Annotated in this window: 17 protein-coding genes and 2 pseudogenes; 7 read left to right on the forward strand and 12 right to left on the reverse strand. The window is 67.0% G+C overall.

Annotated features, from left to right (window positions below; genetic code table 11):
- Positions 1-366: 366 nt before the first annotated feature.
- The 10 genes and pseudogenes from HSX43_RS03690 to HSX43_RS03740 all read right to left on the reverse strand — a co-directional run bounded on the left by HSX43_RS03690 (position 367) and on the right by HSX43_RS03740 (position 10,622).
- Positions 367-1,374 carry an ABC transporter ATP-binding protein gene (locus HSX43_RS03690; protein WP_179378760.1) on the reverse strand — a complete coding sequence of 336 codons (1,008 nt, stop codon included), beginning with the start codon at positions 1,372-1,374 and terminating at the stop codon, positions 367-369.
- Entirely contained in the window at positions 1,371-2,339 is a 969-nt protein-coding gene (locus HSX43_RS03695) for an oligopeptide/dipeptide ABC transporter ATP-binding protein (protein WP_179378761.1), read from the reverse strand. Before HSX43_RS03695 ends, HSX43_RS03690 begins: the two co-directional genes overlap by 4 nt.
- Positions 2,339-3,244 (reverse strand): ABC transporter permease subunit, encoded by a 906-nt coding sequence (locus tag HSX43_RS03700; RefSeq protein ID WP_179379258.1) that lies wholly within the window; start codon positions 3,242-3,244, stop codon positions 2,339-2,341. The genes HSX43_RS03695 and HSX43_RS03700 overlap by 1 nt, the downstream gene beginning before the upstream one ends.
- A gap of 29 nt (positions 3,245-3,273) precedes the next feature.
- Positions 3,274-4,197 carry an oligopeptide ABC transporter permease OppB gene (oppB, locus tag HSX43_RS03705; protein ID WP_179378762.1) on the reverse strand — a complete coding sequence of 308 codons (924 nt, stop codon included), beginning with the start codon at positions 4,195-4,197 and terminating at the stop codon, positions 3,274-3,276.
- Between the two features lie 128 nt (positions 4,198-4,325).
- On the reverse strand, positions 4,326-5,960 hold the full coding sequence (locus tag HSX43_RS03710; RefSeq protein ID WP_179378763.1) for a peptide ABC transporter substrate-binding protein: 1,635 nt from the start codon (positions 5,958-5,960) through the stop codon (positions 4,326-4,328).
- 157 nt (positions 5,961-6,117) lie between these two features.
- Positions 6,118-6,798 (reverse strand): annotated as a pseudogene (locus HSX43_RS20000) (IS5 family transposase); the annotation flags it as partial.
- Positions 6,799-6,981: 183 nt separating this feature from the next.
- Complete coding sequence (locus tag HSX43_RS20005) at positions 6,982-7,452, reverse strand: integrase core domain-containing protein (RefSeq protein WP_407929357.1); 471 nt, start codon at positions 7,450-7,452, stop codon at positions 6,982-6,984.
- 413 nt (positions 7,453-7,865) lie between these two features.
- Positions 7,866-8,555 carry a response regulator transcription factor gene (locus HSX43_RS03730; RefSeq protein ID WP_179378767.1) on the reverse strand — a complete coding sequence of 230 codons (690 nt, stop codon included), beginning with the start codon at positions 8,553-8,555 and terminating at the stop codon, positions 7,866-7,868.
- Positions 8,552-10,138: a sensor histidine kinase gene (locus HSX43_RS19550; RefSeq protein ID WP_179378768.1), complete on the reverse strand. Its 1,587-nt coding sequence runs from the start codon at positions 10,136-10,138 to the stop codon at positions 8,552-8,554. The genes HSX43_RS03730 and HSX43_RS19550 overlap by 4 nt, the downstream gene beginning before the upstream one ends.
- A 28-nt stretch (positions 10,139-10,166) precedes the next feature.
- Positions 10,167-10,622, reverse strand: a complete 456-nt coding sequence (locus HSX43_RS03740) for a hypothetical protein (RefSeq protein ID WP_179378769.1) — start codon at positions 10,620-10,622, stop codon at positions 10,167-10,169.
- Positions 10,623-10,854: 232 nt separating this feature from the next.
- Here HSX43_RS03740 and HSX43_RS03745 point away from each other — a divergent pair, with 232 nt between their 5' ends.
- The 5 genes and pseudogenes from HSX43_RS03745 to HSX43_RS03765 all read left to right on the forward strand — a co-directional run bounded on the left by HSX43_RS03745 (position 10,855) and on the right by HSX43_RS03765 (position 15,991).
- Positions 10,855-11,457: an aspartyl/asparaginyl beta-hydroxylase domain-containing protein gene (locus HSX43_RS03745; RefSeq protein ID WP_179378770.1), complete on the forward strand. Its 603-nt coding sequence runs from the start codon at positions 10,855-10,857 to the stop codon at positions 11,455-11,457.
- Positions 11,454-12,281 carry a dienelactone hydrolase family protein gene (locus HSX43_RS03750; protein ID WP_179378771.1) on the forward strand — a complete coding sequence of 276 codons (828 nt, stop codon included), beginning with the start codon at positions 11,454-11,456 and terminating at the stop codon, positions 12,279-12,281. Before HSX43_RS03745 ends, HSX43_RS03750 begins: the two co-directional genes overlap by 4 nt.
- The gene (locus tag HSX43_RS03755) at positions 12,278-13,333 is read left to right on the forward strand and encodes a P-loop NTPase family protein (protein ID WP_179378772.1); all 1,056 of its coding nucleotides are present in this window, start codon (positions 12,278-12,280) and stop codon (positions 13,331-13,333) included. Before HSX43_RS03750 ends, HSX43_RS03755 begins: the two co-directional genes overlap by 4 nt.
- Positions 13,330-14,964, forward strand: a complete 1,635-nt coding sequence (locus tag HSX43_RS03760; RefSeq protein WP_179378773.1) for an ABC transporter transmembrane domain-containing protein — start codon at positions 13,330-13,332, stop codon at positions 14,962-14,964. The genes HSX43_RS03755 and HSX43_RS03760 overlap by 4 nt, the downstream gene beginning before the upstream one ends.
- Positions 14,965-15,204: 240 nt before the next feature.
- Positions 15,205-15,991, forward strand: a pseudogene (locus tag HSX43_RS03765) (IS5 family transposase).
- Positions 15,992-16,356: 365 nt separating this feature from the next.
- Here HSX43_RS03765 and HSX43_RS03770 read toward each other — a convergent pair.
- Complete coding sequence (locus tag HSX43_RS03770) at positions 16,357-18,621, reverse strand: adenosylcobalamin-dependent ribonucleoside-diphosphate reductase (RefSeq protein ID WP_235962491.1); 2,265 nt, start codon at positions 18,619-18,621, stop codon at positions 16,357-16,359.
- Between the two features lie 76 nt (positions 18,622-18,697).
- Between HSX43_RS03770 and HSX43_RS03775 the strand changes: the two genes are divergently transcribed.
- Positions 18,698-19,120 (forward strand): DUF1489 family protein, encoded by a 423-nt coding sequence (locus HSX43_RS03775; protein ID WP_179378774.1) that lies wholly within the window; start codon positions 18,698-18,700, stop codon positions 19,118-19,120.
- Positions 19,121-19,210: 90 nt separating this feature from the next.
- Entirely contained in the window at positions 19,211-19,594 is a 384-nt protein-coding gene (locus HSX43_RS03780) for a c-type cytochrome (RefSeq protein ID WP_179378775.1), read from the forward strand.
- A gap of 3 nt (positions 19,595-19,597) precedes the next feature.
- On the opposite strand, the gene HSX43_RS03785 is transcribed toward HSX43_RS03780, so the two are convergent.
- Entirely contained in the window at positions 19,598-20,362 is a 765-nt protein-coding gene (locus HSX43_RS03785; protein WP_179378776.1) for a hypothetical protein, read from the reverse strand.
- Positions 20,363-20,407: the final 45 nt, after the last annotated feature.

The following is a 20,407-nucleotide window of genomic DNA, read 5'->3' on the forward strand; positions in this document are numbered from 1 at the left end:
TCGCGCCGTCACTCAGCTTTGGGGTGCAAGTCGCCGATCAACTACGAAAGGACTGCCGCTGAAGGGCTGGAATCTCTAAGCCCATAACCGTCCACAAAACCAGGGAAACTCCAACTCCAGTGCACGAGCTGGGTCTGTCGCTGACCCGGCCCGGCCCCCTTGCGCGAGGACATCGAGACCGAGCCGAAACAAGGCATGGTCCTTTCAATGGAGCCGATGCCCCGGAGCCCCGACGGTGGGCCAGGCGAGGGCGTTCGCAGGGAGCATGACACCCTCGTCATCACCGATACCGGGGCCGAGAATATCGCCGGCCTCCCGCCATGGCGCGGGGGCAAACGTTATCTCCACCCGCCCGGCGAAGGAGGTCTATTCCGCCGCGCCCCGGTGAAAATCCATCCGCTCGTTGAAGTAGCAGGCGGACAGGTGGCCGTCGCCGACCTGTTCCATCGGCGGGCGCTCCCCGGCGCAGGTCTCCTGCGCCTTCGGGCAGCGCGTGCGGAAGACGCAGCCCGAGGGGGGCGACAGGGGCGAGGGCAACTCCCCCTCGATCGGAATGCGCGCATGGGTCGCCCGCTTCGACGGGTCGGGGATCGGGACGGAGGCCAGCAGCGCCTGGGAATAGGGGTGATGCGGCGCGCGGACGATATCGGCAGACGATCCCGTCTCCATCTGGCGGCCCAGATACATCACGAAGATCCGGTCCGAGATGTGCTTCACCACCGACAGGTCATGGGCGATGAAAAGGATCGAGAGGTCCATATCCGCCTGGATGTCCCTAAGCAGGTTCACCACCTGTGCCTGAACCGACACGTCGAGCGCCGAGACGGGCTCGTCGCAGAGGATCAGCCGCGGCTTCACGATCAGCGCCCGGGCGATGCCGATCCGCTGGCACTGCCCGCCGGAGAACTCGTGCGGATAGCGGTTGAGCAGCTTCGGCAGCAGCCCCACCCGCTCCATCATCTCGCCCGCGCGCTTTCGGACCTCGGCCTTGTCGAGGCCCGGCTCGTGGGTCGTCAGCGGTTCGGCGACGATCTGGCCGACGGTCATCCGGGGGTTCAGCGCGGCGAGCGGATCCTGAAAGATCATCTGCACGTCGCGCCGGTGCCGCCGCCGCTCGCCGGGGGACATCGCCGCCAGATCCTTGCCGTTGAAGATGATCTCCCCCGACGCGACAGGCACCGTCCCGGCAATCGCGCGCGCCAGCGTCGACTTGCCCGATCCGCTTTCGCCGACGATGCCCAGCGTCTCTCCAGCGGCCAGTTCGAAGGAGGCGTCGGTCACCGCGTAGAGCTTCTGGTGCGGCGTCCACGGCCAGGCATTGCGGGGCTGGATGTCGAAGGTGACGGACAGATCCCTGACGGACAAAAGGCTCATGCGGCGACGGCTCCCGGTTCGGCGTGGCAGGCGCGCAGCAGGCGGTCATGCGGCAGAAGATCCGGCATCACCGTCTCGCAGCGCGGCTCTTTCAGCGGGCAGCGCGGGGCGAAGGGGCAGCCCGCGGGCAGGCGCGACATGTCGGGCGGCTCGCCCGGGATCGCCGCCAGATCCTCCTGGTCGATGTCGATCCGTGGCACAGCCTGCAGCAGGCCCAGCGTGTAGGGATGGCTCGGCGCCTCGAACAGAGCCCCGGTCGGCCCCCGCTCCATGATCCGCCCGCCGTAGAGGACGATCGTCCGCTCGCAGGCCTCGGCCACGATCCCCAGATCGTGCGTGATGAGGATCAGCGCGGTGTCGAACTCTTCCCGGATTTCGGCCAGCAGATCCATGATCTGCGCCTGTACCGTGACGTCCAGCGCCGTGGTCGGCTCGTCCGCGATCAAGAGCTTCGGGCGGCAGAGCAGCGCCATCGCGATCATGATCCGCTGGCGCATCCCGCCGGAAAACTCGTGCGGATACATCGACAGCCGCGCCGCCGCGTCCGGCATCTTGACCGCGTCGAGCATCCGCGCGGCTTCCGTCCGCGCCTCCTTCTTGCCGATCCCCTGATGCAGGGTGAGCACCTCGGTCATCTGATCGCCGATCCGCATATAGGGGTTCAGCGACGACATCGGGTCCTGAAAGATCATCGCGATCTGCTCGGCCCGGATCTTGTTCATCTTCCGCTCGGGCAGACCCAGGATCTCCTGCTCCTCGAACCGGACGGAGCCCTCGGCCCGCCCGTTCTTTGCCAGAAGCCCCATGATCGCGAAGGCCGTCTGGCTCTTGCCCGATCCGCTTTCGCCCACGACCGCCAGCGCCTCGCCCGGGTCCAGAGCGAAGGACAGACCGTTCACGGCCCGCACCGGGCCATCGTTGGTCGAGAACGTCACGCTAAGATTATCGACGGAAAGTAAGCTCATCAGCGGTCCTTCGGATCAAGCGCGTCGCGCAGGCCGTCGCCGATGAAGAACAGCGCGAACAGCGTGACAGTGAAGAAAAGCAGGGGAAAGCCAAGCATCCAGCCGACGTAGCGCATATGGTCCGCGCCCTGATTGATGAGCGCGCCCCAACTCGTCAGCGGCTCCTGCACGCCGAGGCCGAGGAAGCTGATGAAGCTCTCGAAGATGATCATCGAGGGGACGAGCAGCGTCGCGTAGACGATCACGACGCCCAGGAGGTTTGGTACGATGTGCCGGAAGATGATGACTGGCGTCGACACCCCCGTCGCCACCGCCGCCTCGACAAACTCCGTATTCTTCAGCGACAGCGTCTGCCCCCGCACGATCCGCGCCATGTCGAGCCACGAGATCAGCCCGATCCCCACGAACAGCATGAACATGGATCGTCCGAACACCACGAGCAGCAGGATCAGCACGAACATGTACGGAATCGACATCAGCACATCGACGAGCCGCATCATCAACTGGTCGGTCCGCCCGCCGATGTAGCCCGCGATCGCGCCGTAGGTGGTGCCGACGACAACGGCGACGAGTGCTCCGATCAGTCCGATCATCAAGGAGATGCGGCTGCCTTGCACGACCCGCGCGTAGAGGTCGCGCCCCGTCTCGTCCACGCCGAAGTAATGCCGGTTCTCCCAAGACGGCCCGCCTTCGGTGTAGACGTTTCCAAGAAGCGACCAGTCGACCTCCTCGTTCGACCAGGGTGTCAGGAACTGACCGAAGGAGGCGAAGAGGACGATGAGAAGCAGGATCGGCAGGCTGGCCATCGCGGCCTTGTTCCGCACGAAGCGCCGGCGGGCATCCTGCCAGAGAGAGCGGCCCTTCTCTCCCGCCGGAAGCCCCGCCATATCGGCTGTCTGGGCCATGGTTTTCTGAGCGAACATCGGCAGCCCCCTCAATATCGGATCTTGGGATCGATCCAGGCGTAAAGCACGTCGACCACCAGGTTGAAGAAGATCGTCAGCGCCCCCACGAGGATCGTGATCCCCATGATGACGGAATAGTCCCGCGCGAGTGCGGCAGAGACGAAGAACTGCCCGATCCCGCCGGTGGAGAAGAAGATGTCGATCACGACCGATCCCGTAATCATCCCCACGAAGGCCGGCCCGAGATACGAGATCACGGGCAGAAGCGCCGGCTTCAGCGCATGGCGGAAGATCACCCGCCGCATCGGCAGCCCCTTGGCCCGGGCCGTGCGGATGAAGCCCGCGTTCAGCACTTCCAGCATCGAGGATCGCGTCAGCCGCGCGATCGACGCCATGTAGGAGGTCGAGAGGGCGATGACCGGCAGGATCAGATACTCGACCTGCCCGCCGCGCCAGCCGCCCCCCGGCAGCCAGCCGAGCCACAGCGTGAAGATCAGAACCAGGATGGGTGCCATCACGAAGTTCGGCAGCACCTGGGCGCCGATCGACACGCCGACGGCGAGGTAATCCAGCCAGGAGTTATGGTAGACCGCTGCCGCGATGCCCAGCGTGCCGCCGACCAGGACGGCGACGACGAAGGACCAGAAGCCGTAGGTCAGCGTGATCGGAAAGCCCTGCTCGATCAGGTCGTTCACCGTCCGGTTCGTATAGGTGAAGGACGGCCCGAAATCGAACCGGGTGACGACGTTCCAGATATACGTCCCCATGCGTTCGATCATCGGCCGGTCGAGGCCGTATTTCGCCTCCAGATTGGCGAGAACCTGCGGGGGCACGCCTCGCTCGGTGTCGAAGGGGCTGCCGGGGGCGGCCTCCATCAGAACGAAGGAGAAGACGATGAGCAGGAGCAGCGTCGGGATCGCCACGGCGAGGCGGCGCAGAATATAAGCGGTCATGGCACCCCTCCGTCAGGGTGTGCTTGGGTTATCCGAGGATGGTGGAATCGGAAGAGTCTCCCGCGGTGTCAGCGCGGGACGAGGACAACGCCCCGGCGCATGGCCAGGGCGCAGGTTGAGGGAACGGATCACTCCGCCGCGATGCGGTAGAAGTCCTTCACGTACCAGTTGTTTTCGGCGTTGTTGTACGGCCAGCCCTTGATCGTGCTGTCGAGCATGAAGGCGTTGGCATAGTGGTAGATCGGGATAATCCCCATATCCGCCGCCAGCAGCCGCTCGATCTCGGCATAGTCCGCATTCGGATCGTCCGAGGTCAGAACCGTATCGAGGATCGCGTCGATCTCCGGGTTCGAATACTTGCCGTCGTTGTTCTCGTGATCGGTCCGCAGGATCTTGGTGAAGGTCGAGCCTTCGTTGTAATCCGCACACCAGCCCGAGCGAGCGAGGTCAAAGTTCCCGGCCTTCCGCAGGTCGAGATAGGTCGTCCACTCGTAGTTCGTGAGCGTGATGTCGACGCCCAGCTTCTGCTTCCACATCTGGCTGATGATGGTCGCGATCTGCCGATGGCTTTCAGAGGTATTGTAGATCAGCTCCAGTTCAAGCACTTCGCCATCGGGCCCGAACCCGGCGGCGTCGATCAGTTCGACGGCCTCCGCGTCCCGCTCGGCCTGCGTCATGGTCGCATAGTCGAGTTCGGGAACGGTGAAGCCCGCCGTCTTGGCATGAATGAAGTTATACGCGGCGAGCTGCCCGCCCTGCAGGATCTGATCGACGATCACGTCCCGATCGACGGCGAGGCTGAGCGCGCGGCGTACGTCGGGATCCTGCAGCGCCGGATGGGCATCGGGTCGCTGGTTGATCTGGTAGTAGTAGGAACAGAGACGCGGAACCGACGTCGCTTCGTCCGGATACTGCTCCTGCAGCCGGGGGAACGCTCCGTTCGGCAGCGGTTCGACGTGATCGAACTCGTCCGCCTCCCAGCGGGTCAGCGCCTGGTTCTCGTCGTTGATGATGACGCCGACGACTTCTTCGATAATGACGCTGTCCGCGTCCCAGTATTCCGGGTTCTTCGTGGCTGACCAGCGCTCGTTCAGCGCGACCTCTTCCAGCACGTAGGCACCGTTCGACACTATGTTCTCGGGCGCGGTCCAGTCGTCGCCGTGTTCTTCCACCGTCGCCCGGTGGACCGGCATGAAGGTCGCATAGGTCGCGATCGTCGGGAAGAAGGGCAGGGGCCGCGTCAGGTTGACCCGCAGCGTCCGCTCGTCGACGGCCTCGACGCCCAGCGTCTCGGGATCTGCCTCGCCCGCGAGGATCTCGGTCGCATTCTCGATCGAGGAGAGCTCGATGTACCACGCATAGGGCGATGCCGTTGCCGGATCGACCGCCCGGCGCCAGGAATAGAGGAAGTCCTCGGTCGTGATGGGGTCGCCGTTCGACCAGCGCGCGTCCTCGCGCAGCGTGAACGTCCAGGTCGTGTAATCCGTGTTTTCCCAACTTTCGGCGACGCCGGGGATGACGTTGCCGTCGGCATCCTGGCTCACCAGCGCCTCGAAGAGCTGGCGGATCGCGTGGAACCCTACTGTCTCTTCGTTCAGCGCCGGATCTAGCGTCGGGAATTGGTCGAGCAGGCGGTAGGAAAACACCTGGTTCTCGGCCAAGGTCTCTCCCGTTTCGGGGTGCGTCTCCTGGCCGAGCGCGGTCTGGGTGGAAAGGGCAACAAACGTGGCAGTGGTAAACGACAGTACGGTTCTACGCTTCATGAGGTATCTCGCTGTCTAGTTGGGTGCGTTGATCTGAGAAGGCTCCCGGTTTTCTTGATGACGTCCATCCTTCGCGCGATTCCCGTCCGGCGCAAGGGTCACTTCGGGTTGAACCTGTGCGAAATCGGTCAATCGCCCGGGCCGTGTTGACAAAACGTCGAGTCCAGAGCCGGATACAGGCGAGGTCGACGAAGCTCGCGGCGGATGTTTTGAGCTTCCCGAAGCAGCGCTTGACCAAGTTGCATGGCGCGTAGCACGGACCTTTCGGTTGCGGCAGGTATAGGAATAGGGGAAATCGCGTTGCGTGCCTCGGCCCGGGCCCGAATGTGGTCGGCGTCGTAGCCCTTGTCGACCAGCAGCGCGCCCGGGGCGCGCAGGCCATCACCCATGACGAGGTCGAAGCCCTTGTGGTCCGAGGTCTGGCCTCGCGTCACGTCGGCGCGCATCGGCAGGCCCCACGCGTTGCAGTGGAGGTGGATCTTGGTCGTCCGGCCACCGCGAGAGCGCCCAATACCCTGTCGCGAGGTCTCTCGCGCCGGCCGCATACTGGTGCGCCCGAGCGACGGTACTGTCGATCGTCTGCAAACGGTCGGTCGGGTGGTCGAGTTCGGCCGCAGCCTCGTTGAGCGTCTTCAGAATGGTCTCCCGCAGCCCGGCGGGGCATCCAGCGGCGCAACTGGCGGTAGACGCTCGACCACTTCCCGAACCCTTGGGGCAGGTCGCGCCGGGGGCTTTCAGTCCGCGCCATACAGAACACCCCCGTCGCGCACCCGGCGGTGTTCGGCCCCTGAGGCCCGTTGCGCGCCCGCACGTCCCGGATGAACGGCTCGAAGAACGCCTACCCCGCGTCCGACATCCAAACCCCGCGCCATCCCCATCCCCCGCTCGATCACAATCGGGCAGTGTGAGTCACGTCAGCCAAGTCGGCGGTAAGGGTTTTGTCAATACGGCCTAGGCAGTAGCCTCTCGATCGTCAGGATGGACGGATCTTGGGGAAATATGGAACGCCGCTCCGCAGCAATCACTTGCTATGCGAATGTCTGCTGCTCAGGGCCGCCTTCCCCGTTGGCAGTGCATCGGCAAGTCCAGGTGCTGTGCTGTCTCGGAGGTCGTCTTCGAGCCCAAATTGACCGGCGCTGAACGGTTCATGAAGGTCCGCTTCTGCTCCGCGCCCTTTCTGTGGAGCGCCCGGGCCGAGAGTTTTCGGTTTCTGGTCACGACGGCGGGCTGGGTGATCCGTCGGGAGTGTGGATGTCCGCCGGGGCATTGACCCGATGGCGCTGTAAGGTCGGACCTCGTTGTGATCCTCATGCCAAGCCTCCAGCTGTTCGCGGCTGTCGGCAAGGCTCATGAACCAGTGTGCGGTCGGGCACTCGGCCCGGAGCTTCGAGTTGAACGCCTCCCCTCTCGGAAAATCGCTGCGCGATGCCCTGCCGGGCAGCGGATCCCGGCCTTGCGGCAAGCCTCTGCCACAGGCGGTCCCGCCTCCCACTGCTTCGGTACGAAGGCCTGTCTCGCGCCTCCGTGAAACTCGATGCCTTCATCGGCGTCGCTCCTCTTCCCGGCCCCGCAAAAACCCAGCCGAAAACTCCAGCGTCAAACAGTCCGGTTCGCAGAGGGCAGGGCAGTCATCTATCGCAGGTCTGCCCGGCTCCGCGGGCGCTGTGCTGATCTGTTCGGCCGGCCTTCTCAGTGCGAGCGGAGGGGCGGTTCCTACCGTCGTTCCGGCACCCAGTGGGCGCGTAGCGGGTCCGCTGCTTGCCGACGCGCCGCGGCTGAGCACAGCCTCCTCCGTCTCGCATCGATGCCAGATCTCCGCCTCGAAGATAGGAGCAAGCGTGTCAAAGCCTCCCACAGCGCGACGGGCAGCACGAACCGGGTAATCTTCTGCTCTGTGACCGATCTTCAGCCGGGGTCGGTGTCCAGGCGATAGCCGACGCCGCGCACGGTGATGATCCGGGGGGCACCGGCAAGGTCGAGCTTCTTGCGCAGGCGCGCAACGTATACGTCCACCACGTTGGTCATGGGGTCGGCGTCGGCACTCCAGGCCGTCGACAGGATGCGCTCGCGGCTGTGGACGCGCGAGAGGTCGGAAGCGAGCAGCCAGAGCACGTCGAACTCCAGCCGCGTCAGCCCGAGTACCTGCCCGCCGATCCGGCCCTCGCGGCGCCCCCGGTCGAGTGTCAGCGTCCCGCAGCGCGCCGTCTGCGCCGCGGTCCCGCCGACGGGTGCCCCGCCGCGGCGGATCAACGCTGCCAGCCGTGCGAGAAGGACGTCGAAGGCAAACGGCTTTGCCAGGTAGTCGTCGGCCCCGCGCTCAAGTCCCTCGATCACGTCCTCGTCCGCGTCTCGTGCCGTCAGCATCAGGATCGGAGTCGTCACCCCCCCGGCCCGCAGTCGCTCGCAGACTTCCATGCCGCCGATATCCGGCAGCATGACATCGAGGACGACCACGTCCCAAGACGCGCCGAGGCCCAGGTTGATGGCCTCCGCGCCGGTCGGGACGACCGTGACCTGATAGCCTTCGGCCTTCAGGCCCCGCTCCACGAATGCGGCGATCCGGGCCTCGTCTTCCAACAGCAGCAGGCGGTTCACGCCGGTCCTCCATCCTCGGGATCGACCGGACGGGACAGCGTCAGAGTGACGGTCGTGCCATTACCTTCCCCGCTTGCGATCGAGAGCGCTCCGCCATGGGCCTGCGCGATGGCCTGCGCGACCGGCAGACCCAGCCCCGTCCCGCCCGGCAGCGCGTTCGAGCCGCGCACAAACCGGTCGAGAACATGCGGAAGGTCGGCCGCGGGGATACCGATGCCGCGATCGCGCACATCGATTTCCACTGACCCCGCGGCGCGGCGCGCCTCGACGGTGATGGTCTCCCGGTCGGGCGAATAGCGGATTGCATTGTCGAGAAGGACCATTAGGAGCTGGTGGACGCGCCCCGGGTCGACCTCGATCTCCGTCCCCTTGGCTGCAGCGTCGGCAACAAGCCCGATCTCCACTCCCTCGGCAAGCTGCCTGGCGTCGGTGACGGTCCGTTCCAGCAGGGGCCCGAGCCGCACGCGCGATAGGTTCAGCGGAGCCTCGCCGGCCTCGCGCCGGGCCACGAACAGCAGGTCGTCGACGAGGCGACTCATGTGCTCGCTCTGCTCCACGACACCGCCGAGCGCCGCTCGCGCGCCCTCGTCCAGCGTCTCCGCGCTCAGGCGCAGCGCGACTTCGGCCTCGCCACGCATCACGGTGAGCGGCGTACGCAACTCGTGGCTGACGTCGGCCAGAAAGCGGCGGCGCGTGGCGTCCTGCGCCGAAAGCCGCGCGTTCGCATCCTCCAATTCTGCGGTCCGGGCGGCGACGCGGCGCTGCAGCTCTTCCTCCTCGGCGCGGAGGGCCCGGTCCGAGCGTTCCAGCTGCACGGCCATGACGTTGAAATCGCGGCTCAGTCGCCCGAACTCGTCGCGTCCGCCCTCGGGGATGCGATAATCCAGCTCTCCGCGCGCGAGGCGCGTTGCTCCTTCGAGGATCGACCCGAAGGGCCTCATGAACGTGTTCAGCAGCGCGAAGACCCCGACGGCCGCCGTGACCAGCGTCAGCAATCCGGCAATGGTGCCTATCCAGACCGAACGTCGGCTGAGTGCGGCGATCTCGGCGCGCGCTTCCAGGACCTCGCCCGCATCGTCGGCGATGGACAGGTCGATCAACGGGGCGAGCCGCTCGTCCAGCGCCTCCACGGCGCGGGTCAGCGGCTCGGCCAGGGCATCCACCGGCAGCGGCCCACGGACGTCGAAAGCGAGTTCGTCGAGAATGCGTTCGATGTCGCGGAGAACGACCTCGATCCGGTCGAGCCGTTCCAGCTCCTCCAGTTCGCCTTCGCCCCGGAACTCCACCTCGTCCGCCACGATGCCGCGGATCATCTCCACGTCACGCTGGACGGCATCCTTCGTCTCCCTCAGGCGCGAGAGGTAGGCGTCCGACGGTGCCGCGGCGGCAGTGATATAGAGGCGCAGCATGTCGCTGACGTTGGTTTCCATAGTCAGGTAGAGGGCGAGTTGTTCCTCGGCGAGCGTCACCGACTCGAGCCCACGGTCGATGCCTCGCGCCAGAATAAGCGTTAGCGTCGCGCAGAGCGCGGCACCGGAGGCCAACGCGACGGCGAAGTCGACGATCTTGGTCCGAAACTGCACCGTTCAGCCTCGGCCGATGCGCCTGCGGTCAGTCGTCGTCATCATCGTCATCCCCATCATCGTCGTCCCCGTCATCGTCGTCGCCATCATCATCATCGTCGCCGTCATCATCGTCGCCGTCATCATCGTCGTCGCCGTCATCATCATCGTCGTTATCGTTACCGCCACCGAAGACGCTGCCGGCTCGGCCCTCTTCCTGCTCTCCTTGGCTTGATCCACTCGTCCGCTCGCGGCGACGGATCGTGTAGCCCAGTTCCCGGATCGCCTTGTAGAGTTCGTCCGCTGTCGCCATGTCACCCCTGCGCTCGGCTCGCGCGGCCCGGCGCGCCAGAAGACGCACGACATCTGGGATATCCTGGTTCTGGATCCGCAGGACGAAAGACGAGATCGGGTCGGACGCGGGCGCAACGGCAAAGGCCAACGCCGCGGCCGGTGCCGTCACGATCAGCAGGAGTACCAGGGCGATGCGCCGCACAAGAGGCATGTCGTCGATCCTTCCGGCCGGGATCCGGCATCGGCCGCCAGGCGCGACCGATGGCCCCCACTATAAGCGTGCCTGCGTCGATGACGCCAATCGCGGCGGGAATCCAGTGCCCTGAGCTTTCATGAACACCTCTTAATGTAGCGTTCATCCGCTGTTCATCTTCGCGAAAGGACGCTCTCAGAGAGGCTACATAGCTTGGATTTCATCGACAACACCCACCGGGAGAGACCAGATGAAATACTTCAAGCGCATCCGCAGCGACATCCCCACCGAACCATTCCTGAAGGAAATCGCCTCCGTCGACGACGCCTGGGCAGAGGCGACCGGCCGTCAGGACAAGATTGCCGTTCAGCGCGAGGCGCTGGCCGTTCCCCTGCGCGGGCTGCGCAAGTCGCAGATTCTCGGCCGCAATCGCCGCGATGTCCACGAAAGCCGCTGGACCAGCGGGTCGGCCAAGTACCCCCTCGCCCGCGCCTTCATCGCCGACGTCGCCGCCGAACTCGACGCGGACCTCAGCCGCGCCAAGATCGTCTGCCTGCCCGCCGGGCGGCGGGTCTATTCCCATATCGACCGCGGCGAATACTACCGCTTCCGCGGCCGCTATCACTTTATTCTGAAGTCTTCCGCCGGGTCGTGGATTAAGGCCGGCGACGAAGAGATGCGCATGAAGGAGGGCGAGCTCTGGTGGTTCGACAACGACCAGATGCACGAGGCAATGAACGACGGCGACGAGGACCGCATCCACATCATCTTCGATCTGCTTCCAGCGGAGATGCGCGCGAAGGCCGCCGCATCGACCGAACGGGCGCGGGCGGCCCTCGAAGAGGCGGCGTGAGCGCAATGGAAGACGTCGTCAGAATATTCCGCAGGGGCGTGCCGGGCCTGATCCCGGATGCCTGGATCGTCGGCCCGGCCGAGACGCCCCCCGCCCCGCCGGTGGTCGTCATCCACGGGATCACCCGTGGCGTGGACGAGATGGTGGACCGGCTCGCGCCCCGCGCCCGCGCTATGGAGCGGACGCTCGTTTTGCCGCATTTCTCGCAGACCGAGTGGCCGCGCTATCAGCGCGCGGCATGCAAAAGCCGGGCCGACTGGGCGCTCCTGCGCCTGATGGCGGCCCTGCGCGAGGAAGATCGCATCCGTGCCGGCCGCTTCGACCTCTCGGGCTTCTCGGGCGGCGCGCAGTTCGCCCACCGTTTCGCCTGGCTCTACCCCCGCAGCGTCGACCGCCTCTGCGCGACGGCACCGGGCTGGTGGACCTTCCCGGACCCCGCAGCCGCCTGGCCGCGCGGAACGGCGGGCGGGGCGCAGGGCTTCCGGCTCGAGGCGAACCTGCGCGCCTTTCTCGACCGCCGCATCACCGTCTGTGTCGGCAGCGATGACATCGACCGCGACCCAAACCTGCGCCAGGGCATCGAGATCGACGCCCAGCAGGGTCAGACCCGCGTGTCGCGCGCGGCCGCCTGGGTCGCGATGGCCGAGGCTCGCGCCCGCGCACTCGGGCTCGACCCCGCTATCTCGCTCCGTGTGCTTCAGGGCTGCGGCCACAGCTTCTCCGATTGCGTCACCCGTGCCGCACTCGACCGCGACTTCGTCGCCCCCGCCGCGCCCCGCGCCCTTCCGCCCCCCGCCCGCTTTCAGAAAAGGAAAGCCGCATGACCGACATCGTTCCCCTCCTCCGCCACGCCCCGACAGAGGGCGCGAAATGGAGCTTCGCCACCCGCCGCGTCCTGCGCGTGGACTGCGCCGCTATCATCGGTGACCTCACCGCGGTCGAGGCCGGCGACCTCATCCTGGCCGAGGTGACCCGCATCGGCAGTCACAAGCGCCTGCAGATGGCCGACGGCCGTTTCTCTCCGCTCTGGCCCGGCGACCGGATCGTCGTCACCTGTGCCGACCGCTATGCCGTCGATCAGTTCGACGGCCGCGCGACCCTCTTGGACGACGGGGCCGACCTGCTGGCCGGAGGCGGCGTCTGCGGGACCATCGCATCGAAGCATGACAAGATCGCGCGGGGCACCCGACTCGCCGTGATTGGCCGCATCGCCGACGTGGAAGGCCAGCCGGTCAACGTCGCGCGCTACGCCCTGCCGTCCGCCGCCGCGTCCGGTCGGCCGCCCCTCGTGGTGGGCCTGCTCGGCACAGGTATGAACGCGGGCAAGACGTCCGCCGCGGCGGGCTTCGTCAACGGGTTCACGCGGCTCGGCCACCGGGTCGCGGCGATCAAGGCGACGGGTACGGGCTCCTTCGGGGATGCCCACGAATACGAGGCGGCGGGCGCCGCGCGCGTGCTCGACTTCACCGACGCGGGCATGGCCTCCACCAACCGGCAGCCGCTCGATCGGCTGGTGGCGGCGACCGACGCGCTCTTGGCCCATGCCGCCGATTGCGACATCGCGGTCGTCGAACTGGCCGACGGCGTCAGCCAGGTCGAGACGGCGGGCCTGCTCTCGCGGCCCGACTACGTGGCGCGCTTCGACGCCATGATTCTGGCGGCACCCTGCGCAATGGCAGCCCGCGGCGGCCTCGCCTGGCTCGCGGAGCGCGGCATTCGGCCCCTTGTGCTGAGCGGTGTGCTGACCCGCGCGCCGCTCGCCGCCGAGGAAGTGACCGAGGCAACCGGCTTGCCCGTGCTCTGCCGCGACACGCTGGCGGACCCTGCAACGGCTTCGGCGATTGCCTCGAAACTGGCCGAGCGGCGCGCGGCGTGAGCCGCCGCCCCCCTCTCCTCGGCGCGCGTCGCTGGGTCGCGCTGGCGATCCTCGTGGCGCTCGCCCTCGGGCAGGCGATGACGATGATCGTCACCGCCTTCGCCACGCGCGACATCTTCATGTACCTACGCGATGGTGGCGCGGCCCCGCCCAACGGTGCCCTCTTCGCGATCGCGACGGCGGGGCTCGCGCTCTGCCTGCTGCGCGCACTCGAAGGGCGCGTCGGCGAGGGTGCGGGGCAGAGCTACGCCGCCGCCATCCGTCGCACGCTCTTTCGCCACGTGACCCGCATGCCGTCGCGCGCCATCGCCGAGCGGCGCTCGGGCGCGCTGGCGCTGCGCTATGTGGGTGACCTCGCCGCCTTCAAGGGGTGGATCGCACGTGGCCTCGCCCGGCTAATCTCGGCAGCGATCACCATCCCGGCTGCACTCCTCATCCTCTACATCCTCGAGCCCGCGCTCCTCTGGGCGGCACTCGGGCCGCTCTCGGCCGTCCTTCTGTGCATCTGGCTGCTGGGCCGTCCGCTCGGCGCGGCCCATGCGACCCTGCGGTCCCGGCGTGCTGGCCTCGCCGCTGCGATGGCGGAGCGTCTGCCTCAGGGCATCGCGCTGCGGCGCGCGGGCCGGATGCGAACCGAACTGAAGGCGCTGACCGCGCGCTCCCGCGCCGTGGCCGAGGCCGGCGTCCACCGCGAATGGCTGGCCGCGACTGTCCGCGCCCTGCCGGACGCGGGGGCGGGGCTCGCCGGGGCGCTCTGCCTCTGGGCCTGTCTCCGGCTGGGCCTCGGCGTGCCCGAGGCCGTTGCGGCGCTGACCGCGCTCGCCATGGTCGTCTGGCCTCTGCGCCACTTGGCCGACGTCGCCGATCGCCGCCGCGCCTACGTCGTGGCCCGCGACAAGCTCGACCGGATGCTCGCCACCGATCGCCTACCGACCCCGTCGAAGAGCGCGGGCGAGACCGAGGCCCCCGCGATTCGCATCGCGCAGGCCGAGACGCCGGGCGGCGCACCCCTGACTCTGACCCTTGGGCGCGGTGAGATGCGTCGCCTCGCCGGCCCCTCGGGCGCAGGCAAGACGACGCTCCTCCTCGCGCTCGCCGGGCATGATCGCGTACCCGCGGCCGAGCAGTTCGAGGTCTGCGGCGTGGCTCCCGGCGCCCTGACCACCGGCCGCGTTCTCTACCTCGGGCGGCAGGCCCCCACCCTGCGCGGCTCGCTGCGGCGAGAAGTGACTATCGGCCTCGGGCGCAGCCCCGACGACGACGAAATCGCCAACGCCCTCGACGCGGCGGGCCTGTCGGAACTGCGTGTCCGTCTGGACGGCCCCGATGGCCAGATCGCCGAGGGGCGTCGCAATCTGACCGCGACGGAACAGGCCGGTCTGCACATCGCCCGCGCTCTCCTCGCCCGGCCGGACCTCGCCCTGATCGACGCCGACGAGCTGGGCCTCGGGCACGGCGGGCTCGCTCGGCTGGTCGCGCATCTGGCCAAGGTCGGTTCCGCGGCGCTGATCGTCACGTCCGAGCCCGCGGCGATCCTGCGACTGGGGGAGCCTGTCCGCCTGTCCCCGGGGACGTCAACGCCCCCCACCGAAGTGGACCGCCCGAAGCCGGTGGCGGGCCGGGTCGCCTAGGCCCAGCACCCATTGACTTGGTTGCGGCTGCCGAGTGTCGCCGCTTCAAGCGCTCAACCCTCAGGGGAGAGACATGAGCGATCTACACTGGCTGACCGAGGCTCAGATAGAGTGGCTTCCGGCCGTGGTTCCGCAAGAGCCATGGTGTGTCACACGTTGGCGATCGGCGCGTCTTTAGGCTCATGCCCCATTGGTTTGCGATTATTGCGGTGGTTCCCGGTTTGAAAACGAGCGGTGAACATGTCTGATCTTTTCTGGTTGAGCGACGCGCAGATGGCGCGTCTTGAGTCTTTCTTCCCGAAATTCCACGGCAAACCCCGCGTCGATGATCGTCGTGTGCTGAGCGGGATTATCTTCATCAATCGCAATGGCTAACGTCGGCGCGATGCCCCTGCGGCCTATGGGGCGCACAAGACGCTGTACAACCGTTGGAAACGGTGGAGCGAAAAGGGCATCTTCGCCCGGATGATGGCCGGTATGGCTGCCGAACACAGCGCAGAGAAGACTGTGATGATCGACGCCACCTACCTCCAGACCCACCGTACTGCGACCGGTCTGGGCGTCAAAAAAGGGGGGCCGGACGCCTGACCGGTCGGACAAGGGCGACATGAATACGAAGCTGCACGTGATTTGCGACAGCCTGGGACACCCGCTGAACCTGTTTGTGACCGCCGGACAAGTCGTCAGTGACTACATCGGAGCGCGGGCGTTGCTCAGCAACCTGCCGAATGTTGATTGGCTGTTAGGGGACCGCGGCTACGACGCCGACTGGTTCAGAGAGGCGTTGAAAGGCAATGGGATACGCGCCTGCATCCCTGGCCGAAAACAGCGGAAGAAAGCGCTGAAATACGGCAAGCGCCGTTACAGGCGGCGCAACCGGATCAAGATCATGTTCGGCAGGCTGAAAGACTGGAGGCGCGTTGCAACCCGATACGATAGATGCCCGAAGGTATTCCTGTTTGCCATCGCTCTCACAGCACTCTTCATCTATTGGCTATGGGAACTGACCCTAGGGCGACGTTGGTGACGATCGTAGGCGGACGACCCTGCACGATTTCTATGTGTCAAGTACCGTCTCCACGAACAATGTGCGAACGACATGTAAGGACGAAGGCCGTTTTTGGCCATTGGGTCCGTCCAGACACCGCCATGCGGAGAGAAAATCTCTCACTGCACGAGTGGCTGAGGCAAGGAGGCGCATTGGGTGCTTAAATCACCGCCAACACACAGGCCGCTGCGGATCGTCGCATCCGCTGGCGTCAGTGCTCTGGAACGCTCATGGCGACGCCTGAAGATTGGGCCCGAGAGCAGCTAACCATGTGCGCGGGAGGCAGCTATTTCGCCGAAATGGCACTTTTCTCGTGGCACCGACAACACAGCCCATTCCAAGCGTCAGCCGCACTTCGAATAGCCGCAATTCCCACAGGTCGCGCAGCCTTCGACCATGTGCAGCTCGAAGCTGCCGCAGTTGGGACAGGCCGGGCTCGGGGCGGCGGCGGCCGTCGGGTCGACCGGGTCGATCTTGAGGCCGAGGCCCTCGCCGGCGAGGAAGCCGGTGGCGATCATGTGCTTCTCGATCACGCCACCGATGGCCGCGAGGATCGAGGGCACGTATTTGCCCTGAACCCAGGCTCCGCCGCGCGGGTCGAATACGGCCTTCAACTCTTCCACCACGAAGCTCACATCGCCGCCGCGCCGGAAAACGGCCGAGATCATCCGCGTGAGCGCGACCGTCCAGGCGAAATGCTCCATGTTCTTCGAGTTCACGAAGATCTCGAAGGGCCGGCGCTGCCCGTCGAGGGAGATGTCGTTGATCGTGATATAGAGCGCGTGCTCGGACATCGGCCACTTGATCTTGTAGGTCTCGCCGGTCAGGCGCTGCGGCCGGTCGAGCGGGTCGGCGAAGGTCGGCGTGGTCGCGGGCAGGGTCTCGGGCTCCGGCGTCTCGCTCAACACGCTGCCGGTCACGTCGTTCGGGCGGTAGGTCGTGCAGCCCTTGCAGCCCTGCGCCCAGGCCTCGCGATAGACCTCCTTGAAGGCGGCGAAGTCGATGTCGGCCGGCACGTTGATCGTCTTGGAGATGGAGCTGTCGATCCAGTACTGCGCCGCCGCCTGCATGGCGACGTGATCGCCGGGCGTGAGGTCGGAGACGCGGACCATGTGCGAGGGCAGGGGCGCGTCGCCGTGCATCTCGCGCCAGAGCGCGACGGCATAGTCCTGCACGACCTCCTCCGTCCGCGTCCCGTCGGGCTGCAGCACCTTGCGGGTGTACTCGTGTGCGAAGATCGGCTCGATCCCGCTCGACACGTTCCCGGCCAGCAGGCTGATCGTGCCCGTGGGCGCGATCGAGGTCAGGAGCGCGTTGCGCAACCCGTGGTCCGCGATGAGCGCGCGCGTCTCATCCGAAAGGCGCCGAACCATCGGCGCGGCGAGGATCGCGTCGCGATCGTAGAGCGGGAACGTCCCCTTCTCGGCGGCGAGCCGGGCGGAGGTCGCGTAGGCGGCGTTGGCGATGATTTCGAGCCAGTCGCCTGTTGCCTTCGCCGCCTCTGATCCGCCGTAGAGCAGCCCGCACATGGCGAGCGCATCGGCAAGGCCCGTCACGCCCAGCCCGATGCGGCGCTTGGCGCGTGCCTCCTCGGCCTGCTCGGGCAGGGGGAAGCGGCTGGCGTCGACGACGTTGTCCATCATGCGGATGGCCGTCGCGGTGAGATCGGCCAAGGCCTCTCCATCCAGCGCTGCTCCGGGCGTGAACGGGTCCGACACCAGCCGCGCCAGGTTTACCGAGCCCAGCAGACACGCCCCGTAGGGCGGCAGGGGCTGCTCGCCGCAGGGGTTCGTGGCGGCGATGGTCTCGGCGTAGGCGAGGTTGTTCTGCGCGTTGATGCGGTCGATGAAGATGACGCCCGGCTCGGCGTAGTCGTATGTCGCCCGCATGATCGCGTCCCAGAGCTCGCGCGCGCGGATCGTGCGGTGGACCCGCCCGCCGAAGACAAGCGGCCATTCCGCGTCGGCGGCCACGGCCTCCATGAACGGATCGGTGACGAGGACCGAGAGGTTGAACATCCGCAGGCGCGCCGGGTCGGACTTGGCGGCCACGAAGTCGAGCACGTCGGGATGGTCGCAGCGCAGGGTCGCCATCATCGCCCCGCGGCGGGACCCGGCGGACATGATGGTGCGGCACATCGCGTCCCAGACGTCCATGAAGCTGAGCGGGCCGGAGGCGTCGGCGGCCACGCCCGAGACCTCTGCCCCCTTCGGCCGGATGGTCGAGAAGTCGTAGCCGATCCCGCCCCCCTGCTGCAGCGTCAGCGCGGCTTCGCGCAGGGCCCCGAAGATGCCCGACATGCTGTCCTCGATGGTGCCCATGACGAAGCAGTTGAAGAGCGTGACCGACCGGTCCGTGCCCGCGCCGGCGACGATGCGGCCCGCGGGCAGGAAGCGGAAGTCCTGCAGCGCGGCGCGGAACGCGGGCTCCCAGGCGGCAGGATCGGCCTCGGGGGCGGCAAGGGCGCGGGCGATCCGGTCCCATGTGGCGTCTATGTCGGCGTCGAGCGGCGTGCCGTCGGCGGCCTTGAGGCAGTACTTCATGTCCCAGATCTGCGCTGCGATGGGCGCGGCAAAACGGCTGGGCAGGGGCTGGCCGGTGTCGGGCATCTGGTCACATCTCGCTAGGGCTGGTTGCGCGCGCGTCTCAGGCGACTAGATATACCCCATTCGCCGGGAGATTCCCATGATCAACCTCATCAAGCTCAGCGTCGGCTCCGAATCGGTCGAGAGCATGACCGCCTGGCAGGCCAGCGCCCGCGCGCAGGGGGCGGACGGCCTTCCGCGTCATATAACCCGCATGTGGCCCAAGCGCGCGGCGGAGGTGCTTGACGGTGGCTCGATCTACTGGGTCGTGAAGGGCGTGATCCAGTGCCGGCAACCGATCCTGCGGCTCGACGAGGTCACGGGGGCCGACGGCATCCCGCGCTGCGCGATCGTGCTCAGGCCCGGTCCGATCCCGGTGGTGCCGACGCCCAAGCGCCCCTTCCAGGGCTGGCGCTACCTGCGCCCCGACGACGCTCCACGGGACACGGACCCGGCCCGCGTCTCCGAAGCGAAGCTGCCGCCGGAACTGTCGGTCGCGCTGGCGGAAATCGGCGTGTTGTGACCCCCGCACGGGGTGGTTGATTTCGATCATGGCCTCGGGTGCGGGGCTCGTGCATGGTTGCGAAAACAGAGCAGATCCCGGAGCCGACCCATGACGCCTCGCGCCGTCCTTCCCCTCATTCCGCTGGCCCTTGCGGCCTGCAACGCCGAGCCCGAGCCACGCACAGATGCGGCCCATGGCGCGAGCCTCTTCGCGCAGAATTGCGCCGCCTGCCATGGTGCCGACGGCACCGGAGGGAGCGGGCCGGATCTGACCACCATATCCGCACGCAATGGCGGCACCTTCCCGCGCGACCGCGTGCTGGCGCAGATCGACGGGCTCGACCGTCATGCCGAAGCCGGCGCGGTGATGCCGGAATTCGGTGCCGGCGACCTTGGTCCCGCGATCATCGTCGAGGAACACGAGGGTCTCGGCACGCCGATTCCCTCCGATCTGATCGCGCTCGGGGCTTACCTTAGGTCGATCCAGCAGTAGCGCCTACCGCAGCACCGCCGTCAGGTCCGGCCGCGTGCCGTTGTTCCGCCGGATGATGGCGTCGAGCGTCTGGCCCGCGCCGTCGAGCACCGGGCGGCCGTTCACCGCGATCGTGGCGGAGCCCCGCCGCGTGATCTGGCTCAACACCTTCCGCCCCGCCGGATGCGCGGCGATCTGCACGGTCGTCGGCGTGCGGAGGCTCGTGAACCGTTCCATCGCGGTGATCCGCCCGGCCTGATTGACCGCGATGGCGATGTCGAGCATGGCGATCTCGGTCTCGAACTGCGGTTGGACGTAGAAGACCATCTCCCGGTCGTTCCCGGCGCGCGGTCCGATCTGGTAGCAGATGAAGTACTTGGGCCCGTAGCTGCCCGCCCGCTGCGTGACGAACCAGGAATAGGTGCCGCGCGCACCCGGTCGCCGTCCCTCGAAGCGGTCCAGCGCCTCCGCCAGCCTCCGATCCGTCCACGACAGGAGCAGGTCGGCATCGTACTCGTGGATGCGCAGCGTCGTGCGCGCCTCGTAGCGTTTGGACCGGGTCCGGCTTTCGAGCGTGCAGCTGCCGAGGGCCAGACCTTCGTCGGCGAGACCCAGAACCACGCGATCGGGGTTGCCGATGGGGCCGAGGGCATGGACGGTTCCCGCGAGGTTCGCGTCGCCCTTGTCGAGGAAGGCATAGCGTAGCTCGTTCTGTGGCGTGACGTAGCCGAGCGCTCCTTGGCAGGCAGTCAGAGCCAGGCAGGCGATCGGTAGCAGGAAACGGAACATGGCAACTCTCCTCGATAACGGTGCGAGGAGGATCGGCATTCCGCT

The sequence above is a fragment of the Jannaschia marina genome, assembly GCF_013404595.1.
Classification (GTDB): domain Bacteria; phylum Pseudomonadota; class Alphaproteobacteria; order Rhodobacterales; family Rhodobacteraceae; genus Jannaschia; species Jannaschia marina.